General features: G+C 71.8%; 3 protein-coding genes. 1 reads left to right on the forward strand and 2 read right to left on the reverse strand.

The window, feature by feature from the left end:
- Window positions 1–2 precede the first annotated feature (2 nt).
- A complete protein-coding gene (locus ACY5KJ_RS19440) occupies window positions 3–890 on the reverse strand; it encodes an HAD family hydrolase (protein ID WP_462189301.1) in 888 nt (295 codons plus the stop codon).
- A 235-nt stretch (window positions 891–1125) separates the two neighbouring features.
- Window positions 1126–2091, reverse strand: a complete 966-nt coding sequence (locus ACY5KJ_RS19445) for a sigma-70 family RNA polymerase sigma factor (protein WP_462204044.1) — start codon at window positions 2089–2091, stop codon at window positions 1126–1128.
- 257 nt (window positions 2092–2348) lie between these two features.
- On the opposite strand from ACY5KJ_RS19445, the gene ACY5KJ_RS19450 reads away from it, so the two are divergent.
- Window positions 2349–2660 carry a glutaredoxin family protein gene (locus tag ACY5KJ_RS19450; protein WP_462189299.1) on the forward strand — a complete coding sequence of 104 codons (312 nt, stop codon included), beginning with the start codon at window positions 2349–2351 and terminating at the stop codon, window positions 2658–2660.
- Window positions 2661–2797 lie beyond the last annotated feature (137 nt).

The following is a 2797-nucleotide window of genomic DNA, read 5'->3' on the forward strand; positions in this document are numbered from 1 at the left end:
GTCTAGGCGCCCGCGGCCCGGCGCCGCAACGCCATGCCGGCGGCGACCCCGCCGGCGAGCGCGCCCACCCCGGCTGCCGTCGGAATGCCGATCTTGGCTGCCTTGCGGGCCGTGCGAAAGTCCTTGATCGGCCATTCGCGTTCCCGGGCCACGGTCTTCAGGTCCGGATCCGGGTTGATCGCGACCGGGTGGCCCACCAGGGAGAGCATGGGCAGATCGTTGATCGAGTCCGAGTAGGCCCAGCACCGGGACAGGTCCAGACCCTCCCGCTCGGCGAGCGCCTGCACGGCCTCGGCCTTCGCCTGGCCGTGCAGCAGACCGCCGACCAGGTGGCCGGTGTAGGTGCCCTCGGCGGAGACCTCGCTGACCGTGCCGAGGGCGCCGGTGAGGTTCAGTCGCCGGGCGATGACCGAGGCGAGCTCGACCGGGGTGGCCGTGACCAGCCACACTCGCTGGCCCGCGTCAAGGTGCTGCTGGGCGAGCGCGTGCGTGCCCGAGTAGATCTGCTCGGCCATCCGCTCGTCGTAGATCTCCTCGCCGTAACGGACGATCTCGGCCACCGTGCGCCCGGCGACGAAGGCGAGCGCGGTCTCCCGAGCGTCCCGGATGCCGTTCGGGTCCTCGAGCCCACGCAGCCGGTAGGTGATGTGCTGCCAGCCGAACCGGATCAGGTCACGCGAGTTGAAGAAGTCCCGGGCGGCCAGGCCGCGGGCGAAGTAGAAGATCGAGGCGCCCGCCATCATGGTGTTGTCCACGTCGAAGAACGCGGCCGCCGACTCGTCCAGCGGGGCCCGCGGAACCTCCTCGGCCGCGACCTTCAAGGCGGCGATCGCGGCGGCCTCGGCGGCCTGCCTCGTCGTGGCCAGGTCCCTGCGTCGTCGCACCCTCATCGTCAACTCCATGTTGTCCGGGGCGGAGCAAGGGCTCGGCTCGGGAAGTGACCGGGGCCGCCGCCCACCCCTTGTCGCCACCTCCGCGCGCCGCGATCCACGCCATGGTTCGCCGGCACGCCGTCAGAGTACGGTGCGGTACGACTTCGCGGCGGCCGCCGCTCGAACGTGACTGCGCGAAAGTGCCGATGGAACAACGACCGGGCCGCGGTTGCGACGTGATCTAGGATATCGCTCACGGCGAGGGGCCCGGAGGCCAGGCCGTGTCTGTTGCGGGAAGGGCGCGAGCAAGTGTCCGAATCGCTCTGAACTGCAAGGATTTGACCGCCCCCTCATTACGGCCCATGGCCAGCGCGGTCTCGCGGACCGACAGCCCTTCGAGGAACCGGAGCGCGACGCACTCCTGCTGGTCCGGGCGCAGCTCGCGGACGGCGTCGAGCAGCTCGCGGCGGGTCAGCACGGCCAGGATCGACTCTTCGGGGCTCGGTACCGTCAGCGCCGTGGCCCGGTGCTCGGCCGCGGCGAGGATGTCCGCCGTCGGGATCTCGAACCGGCACCGCGCCGAGCGGGCCTGATCGACCAGCAGGTTGCGAGCGATGGTGATGAACCAGGCACCGATGTCCCGCCCCTGCCACCGGAACGTGCCGATTGAGCGGAAGGCACGCAGGAAGGTCTCGCTGACGATGTCCTCGGCGGCCACCGGATCCCCGCCCAGCCGGTACAGCGCGTATCGGAACACGAGGTCGGCGTACCGGTCGTAGAGCAGCCCGAAGGCGTCGACGTCACCTCGCCGGGCCCGGGCGACGAGCGCCGTCCGGTCGTCGTCGGCCGGCTCGCTCGGAGGGTCCCCGACCCGCTCGCGGTCCTCCCGGGCGCCCACCGGGGACATCGCATCCTGCCGGTGGAGGGGGCCGGGATGCCGGGCGGATCCCACGGGCCAGGCCGCCACCGTCGTCGTGGCCGCAGCCGGGTCCGTCCCCGCCGCGCGGCTCGTCCCGGCCGGCACCGTGGATCCCGACGCCGTGGGGGCGGTTGGCCGTCCGGTCCCGGACAACCGGGGTAGGAGGGCGCGGATCCCGTCCCTCCTGAGGAGCGGGAGGAGCGGGACCGACGGTCCCCGCGCTGCATCCAGGCCGCGGCGCGGGGCGGCGAGGTCGGCGGCGAGGTCGGCGGCGAGGTCGGCGAGCGTGCATTCGGTCACAGCCCGGGCTCCGGAGGGTGCGGTCGCGGCAAGGCGGGCCGGGAGGCCCGGCGCACATGGTTCCGTTAGTAGCTGAGTGTAGCCGGAGGAGGGACCGCGGACAGTCGGAGATCGTCCGGGTGCAGGCAGGGGGCGTCTCCCGGCGAGGCCCGGACCGGACCGCACGTCGGGGTCGGGCCCCTGAACGGACCTCGGTCCCGCTCGAGCGGTTCGGGAAGCCACTCGGCAGCGACCGGGATCGCGCCTACCATCGTGGAATGGACGACGGGTTGGAACGGGCGGATTCCGGCCACGACGGTGTGCGTATCACACTGCTCACCCGGACGGGATGTCATCTGTGCGATACCGCGCGGGCGGCGGTCGTCCGGGTCGCCGAGCAGGAGCAGGTCAGGTGGCGGGAGGCCAATGTCAACGCCGATCCCCAGCTTGCCGACGCCTACGGCGACCGGGTGCCGGTCATCCTGCTCGACGGCCGGGAACACGGTTACTGGCGGGTGGAGGAGGACCGGCTGCGGCAGGCGCTCGCCGGCGGCCGGTGGGCGCTGCGGCCCGCCGAGGGCGGTCGCTGATCAGGGGGCTGGTTCTCCGGATCTGGATCTGTCGCTGATCTTGTGATCGAACTGGCCCTCTCATGATCGTCGATTGGTGTCGTGCTGCGATGATCGGCTTGGTGTGACCTCCTTGACCTTGGGGTTTGGCTGCCGTA

This window comes from Frankia sp. CcWB3 (genome assembly GCF_977927595.1).